This is a genomic window from Streptococcus ruminantium (assembly GCF_003609975.1).
In the GTDB taxonomy this organism is placed as follows: Bacteria; Bacillota; Bacilli; order Lactobacillales; family Streptococcaceae; genus Streptococcus; species Streptococcus ruminantium.
This window is the reverse complement of record NZ_AP018400.1, coordinates 1565793-1589087: the sequence shown is the minus strand read 5'-3', so window position 1 is coordinate 1589087 and position 23295 is coordinate 1565793. Positions and strand designations below refer to the sequence as shown.

The 23295-nt window shown below is 40.0% G+C and carries 27 protein-coding genes, 1 pseudogene and 1 riboswitch; of the genes and pseudogenes, 21 read left to right on the top strand and 7 right to left on the bottom strand.

The window, feature by feature from the left end:
- Positions 1–163: 163 nt before the first annotated feature.
- Both SR187_RS07535 and SR187_RS07530 read left to right on the top strand, forming a co-directional pair.
- Positions 164–904 carry a TrmH family RNA methyltransferase gene (locus SR187_RS07535; RefSeq protein ID WP_120172042.1) on the top strand — a complete coding sequence of 247 codons (741 nt, stop codon included), beginning with the start codon at positions 164–166 and terminating at the stop codon, positions 902–904.
- Positions 905–1066: 162 nt separating this feature from the next.
- Positions 1067–1768 (top strand): Bax inhibitor-1/YccA family protein, encoded by a 702-nt coding sequence (locus SR187_RS07530; protein WP_024533137.1) that lies wholly within the window; start codon positions 1067–1069, stop codon positions 1766–1768.
- Between the two features lie 52 nt (positions 1769–1820).
- Here SR187_RS07530 and pepC read toward each other — a convergent pair whose 3' ends face one another.
- Entirely contained in the window at positions 1821–3152 is a 1332-nt protein-coding gene (gene pepC / locus SR187_RS07525) for an aminopeptidase C (RefSeq protein ID WP_024532756.1), read from the bottom strand.
- 138 nt (positions 3153–3290) lie between these two features.
- Here pepC and SR187_RS07520 point away from each other — a divergent pair, with 138 nt between their 5' ends.
- From SR187_RS07520 to SR187_RS07455, 14 genes are all read left to right on the top strand, one after another.
- Entirely contained in the window at positions 3291–4538 is a 1248-nt protein-coding gene (locus SR187_RS07520; protein ID WP_120172041.1) for a diaminopimelate decarboxylase, read from the top strand.
- A gap of 102 nt (positions 4539–4640) precedes the next feature.
- Positions 4641–4877, top strand: coding sequence for a YneF family protein (locus SR187_RS07515; protein ID WP_024532758.1), 237 nt, complete (start codon positions 4641–4643; stop codon positions 4875–4877).
- A gap of 256 nt (positions 4878–5133) precedes the next feature.
- Positions 5134–5928 (top strand): glutamate racemase, encoded by a 795-nt coding sequence (gene racE / locus SR187_RS07510; RefSeq protein ID WP_024532759.1) that lies wholly within the window; start codon positions 5134–5136, stop codon positions 5926–5928.
- Positions 5925–6932, top strand: coding sequence for a nucleoside-triphosphate diphosphatase (locus tag SR187_RS07505; protein WP_120172040.1), 1008 nt, complete (start codon positions 5925–5927; stop codon positions 6930–6932). Before racE ends, SR187_RS07505 begins: the two co-directional genes overlap by 4 nt.
- The gene (locus SR187_RS07500) at positions 6905–7432 is read left to right on the top strand and encodes a metallophosphoesterase (RefSeq protein WP_120172039.1); all 528 of its coding nucleotides are present in this window, start codon (positions 6905–6907) and stop codon (positions 7430–7432) included. Before SR187_RS07505 ends, SR187_RS07500 begins: the two co-directional genes overlap by 28 nt.
- Complete coding sequence (gene cbpB, locus SR187_RS07495) at positions 7429–7887, top strand: cyclic-di-AMP-binding protein CbpB (RefSeq protein ID WP_024532762.1); 459 nt, start codon at positions 7429–7431, stop codon at positions 7885–7887. The genes SR187_RS07500 and cbpB overlap by 4 nt, the downstream gene beginning before the upstream one ends.
- On the top strand, positions 7884–8615 hold the full coding sequence (xerD, locus tag SR187_RS07490) for a site-specific tyrosine recombinase XerD (RefSeq protein WP_120172038.1): 732 nt from the start codon (positions 7884–7886) through the stop codon (positions 8613–8615). Before cbpB ends, xerD begins: the two co-directional genes overlap by 4 nt.
- Entirely contained in the window at positions 8615–9334 is a 720-nt protein-coding gene (locus SR187_RS07485) for a segregation/condensation protein A (RefSeq protein WP_120172037.1), read from the top strand. Before xerD ends, SR187_RS07485 begins: the two co-directional genes overlap by 1 nt.
- Complete coding sequence (gene scpB / locus SR187_RS07480; RefSeq protein ID WP_024532765.1) at positions 9318–9890, top strand: SMC-Scp complex subunit ScpB; 573 nt, start codon at positions 9318–9320, stop codon at positions 9888–9890. The genes SR187_RS07485 and scpB overlap by 17 nt, the downstream gene beginning before the upstream one ends.
- Entirely contained in the window at positions 9877–10608 is a 732-nt protein-coding gene (locus SR187_RS07475; protein ID WP_120172036.1) for a pseudouridine synthase, read from the top strand. The genes scpB and SR187_RS07475 overlap by 14 nt, the downstream gene beginning before the upstream one ends.
- Positions 10608–10844, top strand: coding sequence for a membrane protein insertion efficiency factor YidD (gene yidD / locus SR187_RS07470; RefSeq protein WP_120172035.1), 237 nt, complete (start codon positions 10608–10610; stop codon positions 10842–10844). The genes SR187_RS07475 and yidD overlap by 1 nt, the downstream gene beginning before the upstream one ends.
- 672 nt (positions 10845–11516) lie before the next feature.
- On the top strand, positions 11517–12062 hold the full coding sequence (locus tag SR187_RS07465) for a tRNA (cytidine(34)-2'-O)-methyltransferase (RefSeq protein WP_120172034.1): 546 nt from the start codon (positions 11517–11519) through the stop codon (positions 12060–12062).
- Between the two features lie 52 nt (positions 12063–12114).
- A riboswitch (FMN riboswitch) is annotated at positions 12115–12314 on the top strand.
- Positions 12315–12375: 61 nt separating this feature from the next.
- The gene (locus tag SR187_RS07460; RefSeq protein ID WP_120172033.1) at positions 12376–12933 is read left to right on the top strand and encodes an ECF transporter S component; all 558 of its coding nucleotides are present in this window, start codon (positions 12376–12378) and stop codon (positions 12931–12933) included.
- A 21-nt stretch (positions 12934–12954) separates the two neighbouring features.
- Positions 12955–13608, top strand: a complete 654-nt coding sequence (locus SR187_RS07455; RefSeq protein ID WP_120172032.1) for a phosphatase PAP2 family protein — start codon at positions 12955–12957, stop codon at positions 13606–13608.
- A 625-nt stretch (positions 13609–14233) separates the two neighbouring features.
- Here the strand turns inward: SR187_RS07455 and SR187_RS07445 are convergent.
- The 4 genes from SR187_RS07445 to SR187_RS07430 all read right to left on the bottom strand — a co-directional run bounded on the left by SR187_RS07445 (position 14234) and on the right by SR187_RS07430 (position 17278).
- Positions 14234–16033: an acyltransferase family protein gene (locus SR187_RS07445; RefSeq protein ID WP_120172030.1), complete on the bottom strand. Its 1800-nt coding sequence runs from the start codon at positions 16031–16033 to the stop codon at positions 14234–14236.
- Positions 16023–16445, bottom strand: coding sequence for an MORN repeat-containing protein (locus SR187_RS07440; RefSeq protein WP_120172029.1), 423 nt, complete (start codon positions 16443–16445; stop codon positions 16023–16025). The genes SR187_RS07445 and SR187_RS07440 overlap by 11 nt, the downstream gene beginning before the upstream one ends.
- Before the next feature lie 149 nt (positions 16446–16594).
- Positions 16595–17014, bottom strand: a complete 420-nt coding sequence (locus tag SR187_RS07435; protein WP_024532545.1) for a low molecular weight protein-tyrosine-phosphatase — start codon at positions 17012–17014, stop codon at positions 16595–16597.
- A 51-nt stretch (positions 17015–17065) separates the two neighbouring features.
- A complete protein-coding gene (locus SR187_RS07430) occupies positions 17066–17278 on the bottom strand; it encodes a CsbD family protein (protein ID WP_024532544.1) in 213 nt (70 codons plus the stop codon).
- 217 nt (positions 17279–17495) lie between these two features.
- Here SR187_RS07430 and SR187_RS07425 point away from each other — a divergent pair, with 217 nt between their 5' ends.
- Positions 17496–18020 carry a Dps family protein gene (locus SR187_RS07425; RefSeq protein WP_024532543.1) on the top strand — a complete coding sequence of 175 codons (525 nt, stop codon included), beginning with the start codon at positions 17496–17498 and terminating at the stop codon, positions 18018–18020.
- 65 nt (positions 18021–18085) lie between these two features.
- On the opposite strand, the gene SR187_RS07420 is transcribed toward SR187_RS07425, so the two are convergent.
- Positions 18086–18973 carry an IS3 family transposase gene (locus SR187_RS07420; RefSeq protein WP_120172028.1) on the bottom strand — a complete coding sequence of 296 codons (888 nt, stop codon included), beginning with the start codon at positions 18971–18973 and terminating at the stop codon, positions 18086–18088.
- A pseudogene (locus SR187_RS07415) lies at positions 18970–19289 on the bottom strand (transposase). Before SR187_RS07415 ends, SR187_RS07420 begins: the two are co-directional and overlap by 4 nt.
- A 378-nt stretch (positions 19290–19667) precedes the next feature.
- On the opposite strand from SR187_RS07415, the gene SR187_RS07410 reads away from it, so the two are divergent.
- The 4 genes from SR187_RS07410 to SR187_RS07395 are packed head-to-tail and all read left to right on the top strand — an operon-like array spanning position 19668 to position 22986.
- On the top strand, positions 19668–20546 hold the full coding sequence (locus tag SR187_RS07410; protein WP_120172027.1) for an ABC transporter ATP-binding protein: 879 nt from the start codon (positions 19668–19670) through the stop codon (positions 20544–20546).
- Positions 20543–21274, top strand: coding sequence for an ABC transporter permease (locus SR187_RS07405; protein WP_120172026.1), 732 nt, complete (start codon positions 20543–20545; stop codon positions 21272–21274). The genes SR187_RS07410 and SR187_RS07405 overlap by 4 nt, the downstream gene beginning before the upstream one ends.
- Positions 21275–21322: 48 nt before the next feature.
- Positions 21323–22387, top strand: coding sequence for a sensor histidine kinase (locus SR187_RS07400; protein ID WP_120172025.1), 1065 nt, complete (start codon positions 21323–21325; stop codon positions 22385–22387).
- Complete coding sequence (locus tag SR187_RS07395; protein WP_120172024.1) at positions 22384–22986, top strand: response regulator transcription factor; 603 nt, start codon at positions 22384–22386, stop codon at positions 22984–22986. Before SR187_RS07400 ends, SR187_RS07395 begins: the two co-directional genes overlap by 4 nt.
- The last annotated feature ends 309 nt before the right edge of the window (positions 22987–23295 follow it).

Sequence of the window (23295 nt, the reverse complement as noted above, 5' to 3'; positions counted from 1 at the left end):
GATTCTCCTTTTGACAAGAATTGTACTTTATTATATCATGATTGGGTAATACTCTTCAAGATACCTTCTGGTAGATTATGGCGTGTCCACTGCGTCAAGATCATTTACTTAGTTATAGTAGTGCTTGAATTTTTCCTGAAGAGTAAAAGAAAAAGGGGCAGTTATGGAAATTATTCGCTCAAAGACCAACAATTTGGTCAAGCAGGTCAGGAAATTACAACAGAAAAAATACCGTACCACCTCCTATTTGATTGAAGGGTGGCATTTGTTGGAAGAAGCTCTAGCAGCAGGAGCCAAGATTGAGCATATTTTGGTCTTGGAAGAATATGCTGATCGGGTTGAAGATTTGTCCAATGTGACTTTTGTTAGTCCTGAAATAATGCAGGATTTGGCGGATTCTAAGTCACCCCAAGGCGTTTTAGCCCAGTTAGCTTTACCTAGTCAGGAATTACCTGATCAGTTAATTGGGAAATTCCTGATTTTGGAAGATGTTCAGGATCCGGGTAATGTTGGGACCATGATTCGGACTGCTGATGCGGCTGGATTTGATGGAGTATTTTTGACAGATAAATCGGCAGATATTTACAATATGAAGGTGTTGCGCTCCATGCAGGGAAGTCACTTTCATTTGCCGGTCTACCGCTTGCCGATGGCAGCGATCGTTTCCAATCTTAAGACCAATCAGGTACAAGTACTAGCAACTACTCTGTCAAGTCAGTCTCTTGACTACAAAAAGCTAACACCTACATCCAGTTTTGCGCTTGTGATGGGCAATGAAGGTCAGGGAGTTTCTGATTTTGTAGTTCAAGAAGCCGATCAGTTGGTTCATATTGCTATGCCGGGGCAGGCAGAGAGCTTAAATGTGGCCATTGCGGCAGGAATCTTGATGTTTAGTTTTGTTTAAGTGAATTGGGCTAGAATGTGGTATAATAACTCAATGAGGTTAGGGAGTAGAGAATAAGGCCCTCCGTATCGGATGGCTGGATTTGACTCTCGTTACCACTGCACCGATGGAAGGGCTACGAGGTCTTTCATCTTCTATAAATATAGTTTAAAGGAGAATGTTATGAATAATGATTCATTTATTATCAATCAGGTGGATAACACTGCGCTAAACCGTTTCTTTGGGAAAATCTATGGCGTAGTTGCTATGGGAATCGGTTTATCGGCCCTTGTTTCTTTTTTGACTGTAACCGTTTTTCAAAGTTTTCTCTTTGCATTATTGCGTAGTGGTTCAATTATGTTGATGCTTATCATGATTGGACAACTTGCCTTGGTTGTCTCAGCTTCAACGATGGCTGCTAAAAATAGTCCTATGGCTTTCCCTATGTTTTTAGCCTATTCGGTGACTAATGGTTTGACAATCAGTATGGTACTGATGTTTTATACGAGTGAAACAGTTGTGTTGGCCTTTATCTCAGCAGCTCTTATGTTCGCTATTATGGCTGTGATTGGTATGACAACTAGGAAAAATCTTTCTGGTATGGCTCAGGCGCTACGTGCAGCTCTTTGGGGTATTATTATTGCGAGTGTACTTAATATCTTCTTCCGTAGTTCAGGTTTGAGTTTCTTTATGTCCATCATTTCTGTTCTTGTTTTTTCAGGTTTGATTGCCTATGATAACCAACGAATTCGTCAGGTTTTCGATCAGACAGGTGGTCATGTTGAGCAAGGATGGGTTGTATCTATGGCTCTCCAGCTCTATCTTGATTTCATCAACCTCTTCCTCAATCTTCTTCGTATTTTTGGTGGCTTGAGTAGAGATTAGTAAATAATAGCTAGAAAAAAGAGGCAACGCCTCTTTTTTCTATATCTAGTTTTTAAGCCAGAGCCCCCATAGGATCCCAAGGTGCTAAGACTTGAGGTTGTGCCTGATAGGCAGTCAATTCTTCCGGAGTGAGGAATTCTTTACGAACAACGATTTGATAGGTGTACTCGTCCATCCAGCTATCTGAGGCGACGAAATATCCTTTATCACCAACCTTGTCACCCCAGGAATTTTCTACCTTCCATTTTAGTGGATTGCCATCTGCATCCAAGTCAACACCAGTCAGAACCATAGCGTGTGTCATCAAGCTTTCAGAGTAGTCCAGTCTGCCTGCCTTATCTTGATGGAAGTGAATACCCAGGCTGGAAGAGAAGTCATAGGTATTAGTAGCCATGATACCTGTTTGGCGATTGCTACTTTGACCGACATCTGATCCAAACCATACAGATTCTCCTGCTTTAAGCTGAGCAATAGCTAGTTCCTTGAAACGGTTCATATCAAGGTTGAGATAACGGACTGCTGGTGCCCCGACAACATTTCCCAACAGCTCGACGGTATAAGATTGATTGTAAGGTTTGTCGGAAGTTGGGGCATTGATAATAGATACGTAGTCAGATAATTTCAAACCAACATACTTATTGTAAAATTCCTGAGGCGTCATGTTGGTGTCACGATGGTAGACGTTCTCCTTATCCCTGTAAGCAAAATCAAATGTTTGTGGTGGGAGTCCGAGATTGACAGCCAAGAAGTTAAAAATTTCTTGTAAGAGGTTTTCTTTTTTAGTTTGAACTTCTTGAGAAGAAGCACCGCCTGCAAGTAGATTACGTAGAATTTGTGCATCTTGACGGAGCAATTTATTTAAATATTGATTGAGTTCACGACTGGCACTTGATGAGATGGATTCGGGATAAACAGATTTTGGGACAACGCCATATTTTTCAAAAAGTGCAACAACCATATCCCACTGACCTCCATCTTGCTGAGGGGTGTCGAGGAGGAATTTTACCTTACGACTACCGATTTCTTGATCGGCAGTAGCGATAATCTGTTCTAGGAACCAGTTGGACTTTTCATATTTATCCCAGAAAAACGTGTGAGCCTGCGATAATTCAAAGTTCTCCAGTTTGAAATCTGAAATGAGCTTGTGGCGGAAAGTGTTGAGTGCAGCAAACATCCAACAGCGCCCAGAAGCCTTTTGGTTTGATACAGCGTCGTTAGTAAGATCAATTGAGAATACATAGTCATTATCAATAGTACTTTGACGTGTTTCCAAGGACTTCAATAAGCCGTTGTGGCTCACTGCATTTTCAGTTGCTTGAAAAGTTGAGTTTGCCAGATAATCAGCGTATAAACGCTTTGTAAATTCACGATTTAATGTCGACATAGCGACCTCCTTTTTGTTAATATTATTCATATTATAGCGCTCGTAATTTTTTTTGCAAGTGTTTGATGGAGTTATCAGGATACTATTCCTAGCTTATTTATGATATAATAGGAAAAATATGTTGATGAGGTAAAAAGGATGGCCAAGATACCATTTATTAGCAGAGAGGCGCTGGAAACTATTACCAATCAATTTCCGACCCCGTTTCATCTCTATGACGAGAAGGGGATTCGTGAAAAGGCACGCGCTTTACATGAAGCTTTTTCCTGGAACAAGGGCTTTAAGGAGTATTTTGCCGTCAAGGCGACTCCGACTCCTGCTATTTTGAAAATTCTTCAGGAAGAAGGATGTGGCGTTGATTGTGCTACGGATGTAGAAGTCCTCTTGAGTGAAAAACTGGGCTTTACAGATATTATGTTTACCTCAAATGATACGCAAGCGCAAGAGTTTGTCTATGCTAGAAAAGTTGGTGCTATCATCAACCTAGATGCTTACGAACACATTGATTTTTTAAAAAATGTGACAGGTATTCCTGAAACAGTCTGTCTCCGTTACAATCCCGGAGGTGTTTTCTCTCTTGGTACAGATATTATGGATCATCCAGAGGAGTCAAAATTTGGTATGACCAAAGACCAACTGATGGAAGGGTACAGAGACTTAAAGAATATGGGCGTCAAGGAATTTGGTGTCCATGCCTTTCTAGCATCCAACACAGTAACCAATGACTATTACCCAGTCTTGGCACGTCAGCTCTTTGAGTTAGCACTGGAAATTCGTGAGGAAACAGGTGTGACTCTGGATTTTATCAATCTGTCGGGTGGAATCGGTGTCAACTATCATCCAGATCAGGAACCAAATGATATTGCGACTATCGGTGATGGTGTTCGCAAAGCTTATGAAGAAATTCTAGCTCCAGTCGGTATGGGACATGTAAAAATCTTTACGGAGTTGGGACGTTTCATGCTGGCACCACATGGACATCTAATTACTAAAGTTCTTCATCGTAAGAAAACTTACAGAACCTATGTAGGTGTTGATGCCTCTGCAGCCAATCTCATGCGTCCGGCTTTTTATGGGGCTTATCATCATATTACCAACATTACGCATCCAGAGGCGCCGCTAGAACTTGTAGATGTAACTGGCTCTCTCTGCGAAAACAATGATAAATTTGCAGTCAATCGTAAAATGCCAAGAGCAGAAGTAGGAGATACCTTGGTTATTCACGATAGTGGTGCTCATGGCTTCTCTATGGGGTATAATTACAATGGTCGCCTGCGTTCAGCAGAGATTCTTTTGCAGGAGGATGGAACAGCCCGTATGATTCGTCGCGCTGAAACTCCGGAGGATTACTTTGCGACAATTTATGGTTTTGATTTTGACAGGTAAGTGTTGGAAAAGAATGGGGATTTTGTTATAATGGATATAGTGAAAGATTGCTCTCGAGCAATACCAACTGAACACTATTTAGAAGAGTCAGGAGATTGACAGATGAATTTAGGTTTAGCTATTTTACTTATTGTGTTAGCATTTGCGGGTGGTGTGGCCCTTGGGATTTACCTATCACGCAAACAAGTTGAGAACTACATTGCTGATAAGCCGATCTTGGATGAAAATGCCTTGCGTTTGATGATGACCCAAATGGGTCAAAAGCCAAGTGAAGCTAAGGTACAGCAGGTTCTCCGCCAAATTAAAGGTCAGCAAAAAGTAGCAACAAAGAAAAAATAATCTTCAATGAAAATCAAGCTGCCTTCGATAGTTCGAGGGGCTGTTGAAGGTAGAAAGTAGTACGAACATGGTTTGCATAGTGTTAAGACAGTAAGTTGCGCTCTTCCCACTTGAGCAAATGTTCATCGAATCTCTTAGCAGTATGTGAGTTTGATTTTCAAAGAGCATAAACAAACTGGGACTGGGATATTCATTCCCATGTCCTTTTTTGAGTACGAAAAGAAAGGCTAGTCAGTTTTTGACTATTCTCAGCACTATGGATAATCGACCAATTGGTTTTTTGGATTCGGGTGTGGGGGGGCTAACTGTTGCGCGTGAGCTGATGCGCCAGCTTCCCTATGAAGAAATTGTTTATATCGGTGATTCGGCTAGAGCCCCCTATGGTCCACGGCCGGCAGAACAAATAAGAGAATACACTTGGCAATTGGTTCACTTTCTTTTGACGAAGAATGTGAAAATGATTGTCTTTGCTTGTAATACTGCAACAGCAGTAGCTTGGGAAGAAATCAAGGAAAAACTTGATATTCCTGTTTTAGGGGTCATTCTCCCCGGTGCTTCAGCAGCCATCAAAGCTACTAAGACTGGAAAAGTTGGTGTGCTTGGAACGGTCATGACGATTCAATCGGATATTTATCGTGAGAAAATTCAGGTCCTCTCACCGGAAACGCAGGTAGAAAGTTTAGCCTGTCCTAAATTTGCTCCCTTGGTGGAGTCTAATAGCCACCAATCTAGTTTAGCTAAAAAGGTCGTTTATGAAACACTCCGTCCCTTGGTTGGGAAGGTGGATACTCTGGTTTTGGGTTGCACTCATTACCCCCTGCTTCGTCCCATTATACAGAATGCCATGGGCAAGGATGTTCAATTGATTGATAGTGGAGCTGAATGTGCGAGGGATATTTCCGTCTTACTCAATTATTTTCAGCTCAATCGCAGTCGGACAGAGTCTAATATCCAGCATACCTTTTATACAACAGCTAGTCCAGCAGCTTTTAAGGAAATTGCCGAAAGCTGGATGGGAATTGATATTCATGTGGAGCATGTAGAACTATGACAGAAAAAATTTATGAATATAGAGATGAGCACAATTGGTTTATTGGTAAGGCTTATTTTGCTAATTTATTTGCCAGTTTTGGTAACACAGGTAGAGAGCAAGAAATCAATCAACTGGGGCATCTTCTAGAACAACTCGTTCCAGCCAATTATGAAGAAGATGATTATCGGTGTGTACAGATAGAAGTTATTAAACTTCAGTCTGCCTTTAAACTCATTCAGTTTGCAATTGATGTGCTAAATGAATTGAATCACCGTCAGTTTAAGGTGGTCCAGCACCAGGGAGCTGTTCTTGTAACGGAAGGAGATAGGCTGCTCTTGGTCCATCTCCCTAAGACTGGTGCTAATATGAGAGCGTTCTTTGGTCAGGATAAGGGATTGGCTGGTGTTGGTGACACGATTTTGATTGCGACTAAAAATGAAGGAAAGACAAAGGAGTTTCGTAAATTCTTTGAAAGTTTTGGTTATCAGGTGGAAAATCTGAACAACTATCCTGATCTACCAGATGTGGTAGAAACAGGCATGACTTTTGAGGAAAATGCTCGACTGAAAGCTGAGACGATAGCAGCTCTGACAGGAAAGGTCGTCTTGGCGGATGATTCGGGGCTTAAAGTGGATGCCTTAGGTGGTTTGCCGGGAGTGTGGTCAGCACGTTTTTCTGGTCCAGAAGCGACTGATGAACTCAATAATGCCAAACTCTTGCATGAGCTTGCCATGGTCTTTGAACACAAGGATCGTTCAGCCCAATTTCATTGCACTCTTGTAGTGGCTGCACCAAATCGTGAAAGTTTGGTTGTAGAAGCGGATTGGGAAGGATATATTGGAATGGACTTGCGTGGTGAAAATGGTTTTGGCTATGATCCACTTTTCTTAGTCGGTGACACGGGTAAGACCTCGGCAGAATTAACCTTGGAAGAAAAAAATCGTATTTCCCATCGTGCACAAGCATTAGAAAAATTAGTGGAGGCATTTCCAGTATGGCAGGAGCAGGCAAAACAATTCTAGTCATGAGTGATTCTCACGGAGATAGAAAGATTGTAGAAGAGATTAAAAGTTATTACCTCGGTAAGGTGGACGCTATCTTTCATAATGGTGATTCAGAGCTAGACAGTCAAGATTCACTTTGGCAGGGTATTCAAGTAGTGAATGGTAACTGTGATTATTTGGGTGGTTATCCAGACCAACTGATTACCAAGTTGGGAGATCTTACCATTGCCCAAACGCATGGTCATCTTTTTGGAATTAACTATGGTTGGCAACGCTTGGATTACTGGGCGCAGGAGGTGGATGCAGATATCTGTCTCTACGGGCATTTACACGTGCCGGATGCAGAAATGCGCGGTAAGACTCTCTTTCTCAATCCCGGCTCAATCAGCCAACCTAGAGGATTGGTTAAGGAGTGTCTTTATGCTCTTGTGACGATTTATGCAGATCACTTTCATGTAGACTATTACGATCGACAACACACGCTTTACCCAGCATTGACAAAGGATATTTCAAGATGATTGCACGTGAATTTGAACAATTTTTACTAGCACAAGAAGAAACCTTTTTGACACCTGCGGATAAGTTAGCGGTGATTATTGATACCCATAACATTGATCACGCTAAACTTTTACTTAGTCACATGACTTACTCGCGGGTACCTGTAGTAACGGAAGAAGGTCAATTTTTTGGAACCATCGGCTTGACAGAGATTATCAAGTATCAGGCTGAGAATGAGCTGACAGATGATGAGTTGAATAAGGATATTTCCTTGATTGCAAGGACGGATGAGGAAACAGTTGGTCTTGATTACGAGTTAACTGAGGTCATGCGTAAGCTGGTTGATCAATCGTTCTTGCCTGTTTTGGGTGAAAATAGAGAGTTCATAGGAATCATCACTCGAAAATCTATTTTAAAGACCATCAATGCACTCTTGCATAACTTTCCCCTCGTATCAAAAGAAGGAAAAAAATGAATCAGGCCATTGAAGCATTTATCCAGAACAAAAAAGTGAGTTTGAATAGTCAGAAATCCTATACTTATGACTTGCAACAATTTGTCGCAACGGTAAAAGGAGATATTCATCAACAATCACTTTTACTTTATCAACAATCCTTAATGAGTTTGAAACCAGCTGCTCAAAAAAGAAAACGATCTGCTGTCAACCAATTTCTCTATTTTCTTTATGAGACAGGGCAGGTTGATCAATTTTATAAATTACAGACCGTGGTTGAGCCAGCTAGTGTCAGAAAGCGAGCGGAAAAAGAAGATCTATCTCTCCTATTTGTAGAAACTTCCTGGCTAGATGGTCAACGCATTGCCCTTTTGATGGCTCTTCTTGGACTAACACCAGGCGAAATAGCAGGGCTGACTAGTGAGAATATCAATCTAGAATTTCAGGTTTTGACCGTACAAAAAGGAAGTAGTAAGAGGGTCCTTAGTTTGCCGAGAGAAATTATTCCTTATTTGAGTGGGTACTTGTCTGGTTATTACCTATTCGATAAAAAAGGGAACACCTACTCGCGCCAGTGGTTTTTTAATCGGTTGACAGAATTTGTTCAATCAATCGGTAAAGCAAGCTGGACAGCTCAAAAATTGAGAGAGCAATATATTCTGGCCCAACTTGAACAAGGTCAGTCTTTGGATCAAATTGCCAAGCAATTAGGATTAAAAACAAGCATGAGTTTGGAAAAATTTAGATAATGGATATTAAATTAAAAGACTTTGAAGGACCTTTGGACCTCCTACTACACTTGGTATCCAAATACCAAATGGATATCTATGAGGTTCCGATTACTGAGGTTATTGAGCAATACTTGGCTTATATTGCCACTCTACAAGCTATGCGCTTGGAGATAGCGGGGGAGTATATGCTCATGGCTAGCCAATTAATGCTGATCAAGAGCAGGAGACTGCTGCCAAAAGTGATGGAGCAGACAGAGTTGGAAGATGATCCAGAAATGGATCTTTTAGACCAACTGGAAGAATACAGAAAGTTCAAGCTACTCAGTGAAAAGTTGGGTGAGCAACATGATGAACGGGCCAATTATTTTTCAAAAGCAAAGTTGGACTTGGTATATGATGATATCAGGTTAGCTCAGGATAAGACAGTTATTGATATTTTTTTAGCATTTTCAAAGGTTATGGCAGAAAAACAAGCCAGTCTGCGTCAGTCACATACGACCATTGCTCGTGATGAGTACAAGATTGAGGATATGATGGACTTTGTTCGTGGTTATTTTCAAAGTCAGTCACGCTTGGAATTGCGGCAACTTTTTCAAACCAGTCAAAATATCAATGAAGTTATTACTATTTTCTTGGCAACCTTAGAATTGGTTAAAGTTCATGAAATTGTTTTAGAACAAAAGGAAGCTTTTGGAGATATTTACCTAGTAAGGAGTGAAAATGAATTGCTTAGCTGAAATAGAAGTCTTGCTCTTTGTATCGGGAGAAGAGGGACTGACCCTGCGTAATCTAGCAGAGATACTTGAGTTGCAGCCGACAGCGGTAGTTCAGCAACTGGAAAAACTCAGTGAGAAATACATGGCAGATCATCAATCTGGTCTGTCTCTCTTAGAGTCTTCTAATCGTTACAAGCTAGTGACAAAAAAAGAATATGCTAATCTTTTGCGTACCTATGCCAAAACTCCTATCAACCAAACTATGTCACGAGCTCTTTTGGAAACCCTGTCCATCATTGCTTATAAACAGCCTATTACACGGGTTGAAGTAGATGATATTCGAGGGGTCAATTCTAGTGGAGCGATTAGTAAGTTGCAAACTTTTGGTCTCATTCGTGAAAATGGTAAAAAGGAAGTTTTGGGGCGTCCAAATCTATATGTCACGACGGAGTATTTTTTGGATTACATGGGAATGAATAGCTTAGAAGAGCTACCAGATGTGTCTGATTTAGACCTAGTTCAAGAAGAAACAGAGCTATTCTTAGAAAGAAATGAGTTAGAAAATGAGAATAAATAAATTTATCGCCCATGCAGGCATAGCCAGTCGCCGTAAGGCAGAAGAACTCATCAAACAAGGTCTTGTGACTGTCAATGGGCAAGTGATTCGAGAGCTGGCTACCATCATCAAATCAGGTGATAAGGTGGAAGTAGAAGGACAGCCGATTTATAATGAAGAAAAAGTTTACTATCTCCTCAATAAGCCACGTGGTGTTATCTCCAGTGTGACCGATGATAAGGGAAGAAAGACAGTGGTGGATTTGCTACCGACGGTCAAAGAGAGGATTTATCCAGTAGGTCGTTTAGACTGGGACACATCAGGTGTTTTGATTTTGACTAATGATGGTGATTTTACAGATGAGATGATTCACCCCCGCAATGAAATTGATAAGGTCTACTTGGCACGTGTCAAAGGAATCGCTAATAAAGAAGTTCTTCGTCCCCTAACACGCGGTGTAGTCATTGATGGTAAGAAGACCAAGCCAGCAATCTATGACATTATCAAAGTAGATCTTGTTAAGAACCGATCAGTTGTAGAATTAACCATTCATGAGGGGCGTAATCATCAGGTTAAAAAGATGTTTGAGGCCGTAGGTTTACAAGTGGATAAGCTATCCAGAACTCGTTTTGGGAATCTGGATTTAACTGGTTTGCGTCCTGGAGAGTATCGAAAATTGAATAAAAAAGATATTAGTAAGCTCCATACACTGGCTGTTACTAAGCCAGTCAAGAAGTGATGACTAGGCTTCTAATTGGGCTGGTTCGATTTTATCAAGCATTCATTTCTCCTCTCTTTCCGCCTTCCTGTCGTTACCGACCGACTTGTTCAAGTTATATGATTGAGGCTTTACAAAAGCATGGACTCAAAGGCTTTTTGATGGGACTAGCTCGTATTACTCGTTGTCATCCTTTTGCAGATGGTGGGGAAGACCCGGTACCAGATACATTTAGCTTAAAAAGAAACAAGCAGTAGCAACTCGGTTAGGCTTGCTTTTGTGGATATTAGACAGGCTATCTTTGACGATTTTAGAGCCTGCATAGCCCTTCGATGTATTGTTAACATTAGCTCCAACAGTCTAGGGATAGACTGTTGGAGGTTGGAGATAAAATGAACGCAGTTCGTGTCAAGTCAGTCTGGGGATAGACTGTTGGAGGTTGGAGATGAAATGAATGCAGTTCGTGTCAAGTCAGTCTGAGGATAGACTGTTGGAGGTTGGAGATGAAATGAATGCAGTTCGTGTCAAGTCAGTCTGAGGATAGACTGTTGGAGGTTGGAGATAAAATGAACGCAGTTCGTATCAGAAAATTCTAGATATAAGTCAGTACCTTCGTTTCTAAATATTGACTTTAAACTCCATTGCTCCATCTTAATCAGACAAGATAGTTTTTAATCATCTCAATAAGAATTACAGCAGAATAGAAGGAAATGAAGAGTTGATAAAAAATTTTTATGAAAATGTCAAAAAATAGAGGAAAACTCTTGATTTTCAGTCTTTTTTAAGCTACAATAATACCATGATTTCATTGATTTAACTCAAACCTGTTGTGAGTTAAGTGAATGAATCCTCATTCACCATGCTGTTTGCTGAGCTTGACTCCGGGCAGCGTGGCTATTTTTTTGTCTGGATAGAAGAGAGAAACTGTTATGAATATTGAAGAATTGTACTATAAAGAAGAAACAGCCAAGAATCATGTTGTTTTGTTTGAACCACAGATTCCTCAAAATACAGGGAATATTGCAAGGACCTGTGCGGCTACGAATAGTCCTCTGCATATTATCAAGCCTATGGGTTTTCCTATTGATGACCGTAAGATGAAACGAGCTGGACTTGACTATTGGGACAAACTAGATGTCCGCTTTTATGAGAATATAGAGGAATTTATGGATTATGCCAGCAAGCAGGGAACGGTTCACTTGGTATCCAAATTTGCAGCTAAAACCTATTCGGATGAAGTCTACAATGATGATTGTATTCACTATTTTCTCTTTGGACGCGAGGATAAGGGATTGCCAGAGGATTTCATGCGTAATCATCCTGAAAAAACTATCCGTATCCCTATGAATGATAAGCATGTTCGTAGCCTCAATGTTTCCAATACAGTCTGTATGATTGTTTACGAGGCTCTTCGTCAGCAACAATTTACTGGACTTGATCTAGTTCATACCTATAAGGAAGACAAGCTCAAATAAGACCAAATAGCACTCAAGACCTTGCATTTGCAAGGCTTTTTTGATATGATAAAGTAGTCTTCAGGGCAGGGTGAGATTCCCGACCGGCGGTGTAAGATGAGTATTTTATCATAAGGCTAGGTAGTGATTGAGATATATCAAGAGGAGCGAATATAGCCTTGTAATAAAATGGATTGTTGGCAGTCCGCGAGCGAAAGCAGATGTGGTTTGATTCCACAACCGACAGTATAGTCTGGATGGGAGAAGACGAAGTAGTAAGTTTTTTACTTACTTTTTTTGCCTTCTTCAATTTTAAAAAATTGGAGGATCCCTTATGACAAACATACGCAAAATGACGATTATCGCCATTCTCTCAGCAGTATCATTTCTGCTCATGTACCTGAAATTTCCTCTTATTCCAATAGCTAATTTCTTGGAAGTGGATTTTTCGTTAATACCAATTTTATTTGGTCTGCTTATTTTAGACACCAAGTCTAGTTTTGTCATCTTGTTGATGCGAACCTTACTTAAGTTGCTCTTGAATAATCAAGGGCCATCAACCATCATTGGCTTGCCGATGAATATTGCAGCGATGTCTGTCTTTATTTTGGCAGTAGCATATTTTTGGAAAAAGGATCAGCTGTTGAAAAATTATTTAAAGGCAGCTGTTGTTGCAACACTTGGCTCAACTCTGGTCATGCTGATTTTGAACTATGTATATGCCATCCCTGTTTATGCCGCATTTGCAAATTTTGATATTAAACAAATCTTAGGCTTGAGTAACTACTTTTTGCTTATGGTACTTCCTTTTAATCTCTTACAGGGAATTTTACTTTCGGTAGTATTTTATCTCTGTTACAAAGCAGCTAGACCTATTTTAAAGAAAGTTTAATCTTTGTAAGACGTTATATCCATGAAAAATAAACAAATCCATCTACGAAATGCTTCCTTTTTTGCTCTGGCCTTTGTTATTTTAGGCTATGTAGCAAAATTTTATCCAACTACTTTGACAGGTTTTGACTCAACTATCCAATCTGCTATTCGCGGAAATTTACCTAGTGGATTGACTCAGTTTTGGACAAGCATCACTGTTTTAGGGAATGTTGTAATTATCTTATCTATTAGTCTGATGGTAGCTGCCTATTTTTATTATTGCAGGAAATGGAAGGTAGAAGCTTACTTTCTTCTGGTCAGCTTTGCGGCTGTTGGAGTAGCATCAACTACTCTGAAATATGTCTATCAGCGACCACGCCCGAGTATTAACTGGCTTATTGATACCATTGGTTATTCCTTTCCCAGTTGGCACACTGCATCAACCATGATGATTGCAGGAGCAGTTGTTATGATAATCCATCAACGAATGAAGAGAGGATTGATCAAAACAATTTTTCAGACAAGCTTAATTTTTTTGGCCATTCTAGTGGCGGTATCCCGTATTTATATCGGTGTTCACTATCCAACAGATATTGTTGCTGGTTGGTTGTTGGCTTTGGCTCTTCTACAAGTCATGTACCCATTTTATGATCAAAAACGCTTTGAATGGCGTTTCCAAAGTAAGCAAAAATAGGAACAGTAGCTGTGTTGCTGCTATGTTGATATAAAATGAGCTTGGGACAAAAAGATTTTCAATTTTGAAAATCTCAATTATCAAGTCCTTGAGATTTATAATTGAACAAAAAAAGCGAACAAAACTAGTTTTCTGACAATCAGAATCTTGGTTTGTTCGCTTTTTATATATGAGATTGGACATTGTCCCAACCTCATTTTTTCTTGTCAAGAAATGGCAGTCTAAGTGTTGTTTGAAGTATGATAGCTAGGTATAGCTAAAACTGCTTCAAATATAGCTGATATAGATAAAGGAGCAAGCCAATGAGTTTATATTCATCGCTTCAGTTATCTTCTACCTATGGAGCAAATGCTTGATGGCTGTCTAGTTTTCCTCTTTTCACTCTCTGCCCATTGCATTGCATGCTGATTTTGTGCTGAAGAGTAACCGTTTGTCTTTACTCTTGATGTCCTTATTGAACAATGCCCACGAACAACTCAAATCATCTAAGGGGAAGCTGAAGATAGCTAAGTCAGAGCAAAAAACAGATCTTTCTTCCAAAAAAACGAGCAACCGTAACATGCTGATTAGCAAAAAATACAGTTGTTCGTTTTTCATCACTTGTATCCGATGGTGCACAAGTATTTTAGTTCTTTATAGGTCCTTGTGCAACAGCATCAATTGCATTTTTTATGGTTTGGGCGAAGAGTTCAGCACCATTGGTTTCAAGATTGAAGTGAACCAAGTCAGTATTGTACCAGATTGGAGGGTTGTCTTTTGCTACTTGATACCAGTCCGCAATCGAAATATATTCATATTTTTTTGCGAGTTCTTTTTCATATTGTCCTGTTTTGTAAGCAATGGAATTATCTGGTGCAAAGTTACCATCATAAGGAGTCACAAAAATCAAGCGGCGTCCTTTGGGAAATTCCTTGACTAGTTGATCCAAGAGTTCTTTATAATTCTCAGAAGTGTTGGTTCCTAGAGATACAACGATGGTTTCTCTCAAATTATTATTTTGTTTGTAAAGGTGAATTAAACGGGCAATTTCAGTTAGATTGCGACTGACAGTTCCGTCAATTTGTGCATCAGGAAGGACAGATTGAAGGGCAGTACTTGCCCGAACCGTGACAGAATCGCCGAAAATTGTCACCCCTTTTTGGATTTCAAAACTTGTAGCTTTGGCATTTTCAGCTGCTGAACGAGTGGTGTTGAGCTGGGTTTGGGCTTGATAAAGATTGCTGATGAGGCTTTCTTGCTCAAATGTTCCTAATTTCGGAGCAAATAAACAAACTCCTAGACCGATGACAGTAAATATTCCTAAACATCCAGTCACCCATTTTTTGTAAGGTCTGAGATCCAGGGGAAGATTAAAGACCATTCCAACTTTTCCTGCAATGTAGGGTTCTACAACGTAGAAGGAAATCGCTGCAAAGATTATAGAGAAAGTTAAAGATAAGATAGCGGCTATACCTGTACTCATCAACTGGGTAAAGATGACAAGCAGTGGCCAGTGAAAGAGATAGATACCATACGAGATAGCTGCCAAGAAAAGAATGATTCTTGGTTCGCTGACTTTTTGCGTTTTTTCATGGAGTACACGGGCAGCAAAAATCATGGTAGCTGTCGCAAGGCTGGATAGGAGGAAACCGATGAGATAGGTCCAAATAGAACTAAATCGGAGCGTGAAGAGGAGAATAAGCTCTACCCCTACCCCACCAGCGAATAGTCCCAATGTTCTTTTAGGGGTCAATTTTTGAACTTTTCGATGGAAGGAGCTGGTTGTATGGCTGATGCCAGTAATCGTTGCCAGAATACCTCCAAGAAAGAAGGGAAAAGTATGTGCAAAACTAGAGTAGTAAATGGACGAGAAGTTATCCACAAAGAAACTAGAGATGAACATGGTAAGGAAACTTAATGAGAACAGACTAACTGAGGTCAAGAAAATAGTTCCTCGGAATTGACCAATATTTTTAGAAATACGAGCCAAATACCAGACTAAACCAGCCCAGATAAGATAATATTGTACTTCAATAGCTAATGTCCAAGTATGAACAAAGAGATGAGGAGAAAATTGATTTTCATAGCTACCACCAGATAGAATCTCGAAGAAGTTGGTCATAAAACCAAGAGCTGCTGCGACCTGACTACCAATATTTGCCCTAAAATCAGAACGAATGAGCAAAGATAGAGGTAGGACCAGAAGAATCGTCAGGACCAAGGGAGGAAGAATGCGGTATAATCTTCTTCTGAGAAAGCCTACCAAATCAATTTTTTTATACTGGGCAAACTCATCAATGAGAAGGGCAGTGGTTAAATAACCAGACAAGGTGAAGAAGAGATCAACTCCGACAAAGCCTCCTGGAAAGTATTTAATGAAGAAGTGATAGAGCAAGACGAAGACTAGCCCGATAACGCGTATAACGGATAACCATTTAATTCTCATATTGATAAATCCCCTGTTTAAATATTCCTTCATAGGTGGCTTGTCCTTCGGTTGTCAGTTTGCCTTTACCTTCTGCATAGCCGTTTTTAAATTCTCCGGTATACACCCAACCGTTTGCGGATGTATAGGTTCCTTTACCATGAAAAATCCCATTTTTAAACTGCCCCTCGTAGACATCTCCATTTTCAAATGTCAACTTTCCTTGCCCATTCATTTTATTAGCAACAAGGTAGCCGTTATAGCGCAGGGCGCCATTATGGAAAGTCATAGCCTGCTTCGTTCCGATTCGTCCTGTAAAAACGGAGAGAGCGCAGAATAAGATGATGAGGAGGGCGAGTATTTCGAGTCTCTGCCGGGTAAAATAGTTACTAATCTGTTGTTTATTGAGACTAGGTAATTTGAACTCTTTCATAGTTTTCAACTTTCGATAGGATTAGATTGACTGATTTCATCAGTTCTACTTAGCATACAGCAAGAAATTGTCAGTTCAGTCAGGATTAGTTTACCATTTTTTTACAAATATTACAAAAATATTACGCAAAGAATCTTAAAATTGCTAACCTACTTCAATCTCTTTATCCAGTTTTTACACCCTTCTGTCACCATGGCATAGGTCTCATCAAAGTTTCCCGTGTACCAAGGGTCAGGGACGGATTTTTCTGCGAATTGGAAAATTTTACTTTTTGCAGAGTCGGGTGCCATTTTTTTCAAGTCAAGAACATTATTGTGATCCATTCCGATGATAATATCGAATTGTTCAAAATCTGCTTGACTTATTTGTTGTGAGGTTTTGCTTGCATCATAGGGGATGTTATGCTTTTTGAAAATTTTTTGAGTACCAGGGTAGACGGGGTTTCCATGTTCCCAACCGGAAGTAGCGCGACTTTCAACATGGAAGTGATCTGTCAGATGCTTCATGACAAACTCAGCCATTGGACTACGGCAGATGTTCCCTAGACAAACAAAAACAATTTTCTTCATGATGTATCCTTTCTTTGCAGAAGAAAAGGCAACCGAAGTCACCCTATCTAGTTATTTGTCTTCTTTATCAAGGGCATTTTTGATACCTTTCACTGCCCCCTCGAAGCCTTCTTTTGCATCTTCTACTAATTCTTTTGCTTTACCAATTCCTTTTTCGACAAGTCCTTCCATTTCGATTTCCTTATCGCCTGTCAGTTTACCGATTCCTTCTTTTACGGAGCCGGCTAGCTGTTCTAGTTTTGCGCCAAATTTTTCTTCTGACATAAAATCCCTCCTTCTCAATAGACGGGTGTGATGGTTTTCGTGAGATGGAAAACCATATATTACTTATGTTAGTAGTGTAACTCATATAAGCTAATATGGCAAGTGATTCGCTTGCATGCAGGGAGGATATATATTTTGATGTCTTACCTGATGGCTATTGCTTGCAAATTTTTATTTTTTTATTTATAATAATTATAAATAAAGGAAAGGGTGATGAATAATGAAACAAAATTACTACCAATCTCCAGCAGAAATTGCTTCTTTTAGCCCGCGTCAGTCAGCAGCATTGGTTGATTCCAAGGCGGTTCTCAATCAGGCTGTAGCTGATTTATCTGTCGCTCATTCTATTCTTCATCAAGTTCATTGGTACATGCGTGGTCGTGGCTTCATGATTTGGCATCCGAAGATGGATGAATATATGGATGAAGTAGACGGCTACCTTGATGAGATGAGTGAACGTTTGATTACACTAGGCGGTGCTCCATTCTCAACCCTCAAGGAATTTAGTGAAAATAGTCAGCTTAAGGAAGTACCGGGGGATTACAACTTATCTTTGGAAGAACAGCTTGAGCGTGTGGTGACAGTTTTCCGCTATTTGGCAGATTTGTTCCAACGAGGTTTTGATGTTAGTGATGACGAGGGTGACAGCGTGACTAATGACATCTTTAATGTTGCGAAGGCTAGCATTGAAAAGCATATTTGGATGCTTCAAGCAGAACTCGGTCAAGCACCTGAATTGTAGGAAATAGATGAAAAAGAGTCTGAAACTAGATGTCAAGCCCCAGATAAAATGGACAGTTAAAAAAGTTAGGTGTTTAGAAGGTATGCTTCCCTAAATTCTAAGGGAGTCATACCTTTTAATTTTTCTTGTGGTCTGTGGTGATTATACCAGTCAATGTATTCCCTGATTTGATGGACGAGGGTTTCTTTATTCTCAGGTGGAAATAGTCTCAAGGACTCACTCTTCAAGTGAGAAAAGAAATTCTCACATACTGCATTATCATAACAATTTCCCTTGCCAGAATGAGATATGGTCACACCATATTGGTCTAATTTTCGGAGATACTGTTGATTGGTATATTGAAAACCTTGATCAGAATGCAAGACACAAATGTGTGTGGCATCCCAATTTTCATTGAAGACGAGGTCTAAATTTTCAAAAACGAGCTGATTATCGTTATAATCTGAAAGAGTATATGCTAGAATAGAGTTGTCATAACAATCTTTTATGACGCTAAGGAACATCCTTCCCTGTTTGTGGTAAACATAACTGACATCCGTTGTTAGTTTCTGGAGAGGACGTTCTGCTTTAAAGTTTCGGGCAAGCACGTTGTAGTGGACGTGTCTTGCCTTTTCATTTATCTCACGCTGTGTGCAAGAATGATAGCGTTTCTTTCGAATTGGCGACTTCAAACCCAGAATACGCATATAGCGTAGGACAGTTTTAGGATGACAGAAAATATCGTATTTTCTTCTCAGTTGATAACAAATGAAACGATAACCTTTCTGAGTCTCATTAAAAATAGCTGTAATGACCTGTGCTAGGTCAGGGTTAAACCGCTTGTGTTCAGGTTTTCCATTGCTTAACCAGAGGTAGTATGATGACCTAGGGAAACCCAAATAGGCACATAAACGGGAGATGGAATAACGTTCTTTCAATTGTTCAACGACTTGATAAAGGTGGACTCTTCTCACTTTCTGAGGAGAGTCCTTAAGGTTTTTAAAATGTCATTCTCCATACGAAGAAAGGCATTCTGTTCCTCTATTGTCATTTATCAAGATTGGTTGATTTTGGGCGACCAGTGGACTTCCTACCTCGTAAATCCTGTGTGAGTAAAACAGGGTCTTCTCGGTATTTTCTTGTCCAAGTTAGAACCTGGCCGTCTGATTTTAACCCATATTTTTTGACAATAGAAGGCATCCCTCCGCTCTTTCCACTGAGGTAGTCTTCCACTACCTGTATTTTGAACTCGGGTGGATAGTTGGTGAACTTGCTTCCTTTTTTGGCCATGAGAAAAGAACCTCCTTATAAGAACAGTATACAACTTTTTTATACTGTCCATTATAAGTGGTTCTTTTCAAGATGGCTCTTTTTTCTATGCTATCATTTCATGTGACATTTGTCATTTCAAGTCATGACAAAGGTTTCTAGTAAAGATTGAACGGCTAGATTATACTAAACGTGTAGAATCTATCAGGTATGTAAGGAGAGAGTGATGAGGACAGTTTTTGGGGCGGTACTCTATTTTACGGTAGCGCTTATTTTGATTTATACTTCCTGTACTTTATTTGGAAATGGAGTTTTTATTGTTGATAGTTTGTTTTGGTCAGTGCCAGCCGGCCTTATGATCAGTTTGGTTGCTAGCATAATCTGTAAGGAGAGAGTTGGATGATTAGTGTAAGTCAGATAGAAAAAGTTATCAAGGGACGGACGATTTTGTCCGATATTTCTTTTGAAGTTAGGAGCGGAGAATGTGTTGCTTTGATTGGTCCTAATGGTGCTGGTAAGACAATGCTCCTATCTTGTCTTTTGGGTGATAAGAAAGTTTCCCGAGGACAGGTTTTACTAGCTGGTCAGGATCCACAAACTAAAGCTAATAGGGAAAGGGTAGCCGTTTTGCCTCAAGACAATGCTATTCCAACGGATTTGAAAGTAAAGGAATTACTTCGTTTTTTTCAAGCCATTTATAAGGATAGTTTGACAAATGAGGAAATTGACAGCTTGCTCCGTTTTTCCTCAGAACAAAAAAATCAACTAGCTGGGAAGCTATCAGGTGGTCAGAAGAGACTCCTAGCTTTTGTGATTTGTTTGATTGGCAAGCCCAAACTGCTTTTCTTGGACGAACCAACAGCAGGTATGGATACATCAACTCGTCGACGTTTTTGGGAGATAGTCCATGAGCTCAAGGAGCAAGGAGTAACTATTTTCTATACTAGTCACTACATTGAAGAGGTAGAGCATACAGCAGAACGGATTTTGGTTTTGCATCAGGGCAAGCTCTTGCGTGATACGACACCATTTGCTATGCGGAGCGAGGAACGAGAAAAGGAAGTAACCTTGCCAATTGCTTTTATAAGTGTCGTAAAGAAGCTGGCAGATATTAGAGAAGTGACCTATAAACAAGATACCGTCAGCTTTAAAACGAGAGAAATCGAGAAAGTTTGGGCTGGCTTACAGAAAGCTGGTTGTCGGATTTCAGATTTGGAAGTGCAGAATAAGACCTTGCTTAACAGTCTATTTGATGAAACAAAGGGGGAAGAAAAGTGAAAGCTCTGTTAGCAATTGAAAGCATTAAATTACAACGGGATTTGGGAACCTTCCTACTTTCGGTAGGGATGCCAGTCATCTTTTTCCTCATCTTTTCCTCAATAGTACAATTTAATGATCCCAACATGCAAAAAAACTTTATCCAATCCTATATGCTGACGATGACCAATTTTTCTATGTCAGGCTTTGCCCTCTTTACTTTTCCTATGATGTTAGCGGAGGATCGTAAAAATAGTTGGTTAGTTTTTCTTCAGCATTCTCCTTTATCCACATGGAAGTACTACGTATCTAAGCTTTATCGAGTCTTTCTTTGTTTTCTTATGTCCATTTTCATCGTTTTTGCGGTTGGAGGCCTAATCAAAAAGGTGAAACTATCCGTTTGGGGATGGAGTGTGTCAGCAATTCTCCTTCTCCTAACCTCGGTAGTTTTTCTAGCTATTGGCTTACTCTTGGCACAAATCCAGTCAGAACAAACCATGTCTGTAGTGAGTAATCTACTTTATTTTATTCTAGCAATTCTCGGAGGTTCTTGGATGCCTGTCCATACTTTTCCAGAATGGGTACAAAAGATTTGTAGATTAACACCAAGTTACCATGTCAATCAGCTAGTAGTCACCTATGCTCAGAACAGTGAATTTTTATGGAAGTCCTTGCTTATTGTACTAGGATATGCGATAATTTTTCTAGTAATAGCTCTCTTTTTCAGTAGAAAGAGCCAAGTCAAGTGAGGTTCTATGAAATTTTTCACTATATTTGAGAAGAGAAAGATATCGCCCATGTTTTTTGTAGGCATGGTCTTTCTTTATTTTCCTCTTTACTATTCTCAGTATTCTCCTAATGCAGTGCTAATAGTGGTATCAACGATTCTCTTTGCTCTGTTCTATTGTTCGCTCTTTTATACTAACCACAAACTTTATTCTATGCTGGCCTGGTTTTATATGATTGGCTATATTGCCGTTATGAGTTTTGGTAGTAATCTGCAATTTTCCCTCTTTCTCTTTAACCTATCTAATATGCTTGCCTGGCACTATAAAGAGGATAGATGGTCTTACCGAACAGTTTCCTATACGGCGTTATTGGTAGCTATTTTGCTTTGGGCCTCCTTTGGACCTGTCGTTTTTGAGATTCGTGCTTTCATTTTTGTCCTTCACTTTTTCGGTATTGCCTTATTGTTATTTGAACGGATGGAGGCTAAGCGAGAGGCCATGAAAAAGCGATTACAGGAGCAAAATGCCTCTATCAATCTTTTACTTGCTGAAAATGAGCGTAATCGTATCAGTCAAGATCTACACGATACATTGGGGCATGTCTTTGCTATGATGTCGGTCAAGGCGGAATTAGTTCGGACTCTCTTGGAACACCATCAGGTGGAACAGGCTAAAAAAGAAGTAGCCGACCTTCAAACCCTAGCAAAAGATTCTATGTCTGATGTTCGCCAGATTGTTCAGTCTCTTAAGCAACATACAATAGCAGAGGAATTGCAGATCTTGCAGCAGATGCTAGCCTTGGCAGGAGTGGATTTGGTCGTTTTTGATAGGGAAATAGCAGAGCAGTTGAGTATGCTTGTCCAGAATAAATTAGCTATGGTGTTAAGGGAGCTAGGTAATAATCTGCTTAAACACAGCAAAGCCAGTAAGTGTTATCTGACTTTTGAACGAGAGAAACAGGGACTTATTTTGAAGTACGAAGATGATGGAATTGGCTTTACCCAACTCAAAGGCAATGAGTTACATACTATTAGAGATAGGCTGGTAACGATTCAGGGAAGGTTGGATTTTCTTTCTCTTTCTAATCCTACTCGCCTGTCCATTCGAGTACCGATTGAGGAGGCATCAGAATGAGAATCTTGGTTGCAGAAGACCAGTCGATGTTGCGAGACGCTCTCTGTCAGCTCCTGAGTTTTCAGGATACGGTGGCAGCTGTTTTACAGGCTGAAAATGGGAATCAAGCCATTTCTATTTTGAAAAAAGAGCAGGTTGATGTGGCGATTTTAGATATTGAAATGCCGGAAAAGACAGGATTGGATGTGTTGGATTGGGTGCGCGATCAAGCCCTACCCGTCAAGGTTATCATGATGACGACCTTCAAACGACCAGGCTATTTCGAGCGAGCAGTCAAAGCAGATGTTGATGCCTATGTACTCAAGGAGCGCTCGATTTCGGATCTCATGCAGACCATTGATACAGTCCTAGCGGGGAGGAAAGAATATTCTCCAGAGTTGATGGACATCCTCTTAACCCAGCGTAGTCCTTTGACAAAGCAGGAAACTCACTTGCTTAAATTGGTGGCGGATGGATTGTCCAATAAGGAAATTGCAAACCAGCTTTACCTGTCCAATGGGACTGTTCGCAATTACATGACGGGTATTCTATCTAAACTAGGCGTGGAAAACCGCATTGCTGCCACTAAAGTTGCAAAAGAAAATGGGTGGCTCCAATAGAGGCCATTGGAAATACGAATTGCCATTCAACTGCATGCAGACCAGTCCTGTCAAAGTTGATAAAATCGTAAGCTATCAGTGGATTACATTCTTAGAACTGTTGAAATAACAGCCTTTCTAAAATTTTTTTATTTTTTGACAATAAAGATAAAAGAGTGAGGAGCTGGCTTAGGACGGACCGTTTCTTTTATTTTCTTTGTTATAAAAGTTGAAGATAATATCAGCTAGTAAGGCATTCAACGTATTTGGATTCATCCATATACGTTTATTTTTGTATTGAAAAAATCCTGATATTTTGCTAAAATTTTT